At 62.1% G+C, this 832-nt stretch carries 1 protein-coding gene and 1 pseudogene; both read right to left on the minus strand.

The window, feature by feature from the left end; all coding sequences use genetic code 11:
* A partial coding sequence (locus BG61_RS43845) for a hypothetical protein (RefSeq protein WP_206540644.1) occupies window positions 1-513 on the minus strand: 513 nt, incomplete at its 3' end.
* Window positions 514-612: 99 nt separating this feature from the next.
* Window positions 613-832: pseudogene (locus BG61_RS43135) on the minus strand (hypothetical protein); the annotation flags it as partial.

Below are 832 nucleotides of genomic sequence, written 5' to 3' on the forward strand. Positions count from 1 at the left end.
TGGATGGATAAAGACCCGCGCGACACTTGGTCGCGTCGCAGACGATCGCGAGGTCCGGCCCTTAAGAAGTTCACTAGCCGTCTCGCTGCGCTCGGGCGCTTGCAGGGCCCATTGGCGAGGCGAACGGCGACCAAATCGACCGGAGGCATCGCCTCGGGCGCGAAGCGCGGGGCGTAGCCGACAGAAAAAGGATAGCGGCCAGCGATCCGGCAGCGCCGCTCGGCTTAGCCACCCGCAGACGATTGCACTGGTGCTGCACGGACCAATGCGGTCAAGTACGGCGCGCGCAAAGACGATGCTGTCCGTCTCAATGTCCACTGGAGCGTCGACCACGATGATGCCGCAGGGGCGTCGGTCATCATCGACTGGCGCGAAAAGCGGCTTGCGCGTGCCCCCGCTTCGTCGCAGATCGACTTTGGACGACAACTGATTGAAAAAGTCCTGAAATTTGTGCTTCACGCTCGTTACTTGGCGGAGGGCGGTGACCTGAAGCTTGCCTTGTTCAAGTTGCACGAAGCGATCGACGCGCGCATAGGTGGCTAGGCGACGCTACGGAGCGCCACCGCCCCGGCCGCCGCGAGAGGCTCTCACTCGGCAGGCTGATTTCTGCGCTTACTGAACGGGCGGAACCGAGCCGAATTTCTGTGCAAGCGGTCTTTCGTAGACGCCGAAGCTCAAATCCACTTCCGCCTGCGAAACAAAGTTCACGGTCAGCGTAATCTGATCCGGCGCAAGGCCAAAGACGGTCGCCAGTGCCACTTCAAGTTGCGCGGCGCAGATGCGGTCCTCCGCGATGGTCGTGCCAATGGCGAGGTCATACGCCTTCTCCTGG

It is taken from the genome of Caballeronia glathei (genome assembly GCF_000698595.1).
GTDB classification, from domain to species: Bacteria; Pseudomonadota; Gammaproteobacteria; order Burkholderiales; family Burkholderiaceae; genus Caballeronia; species Caballeronia glathei.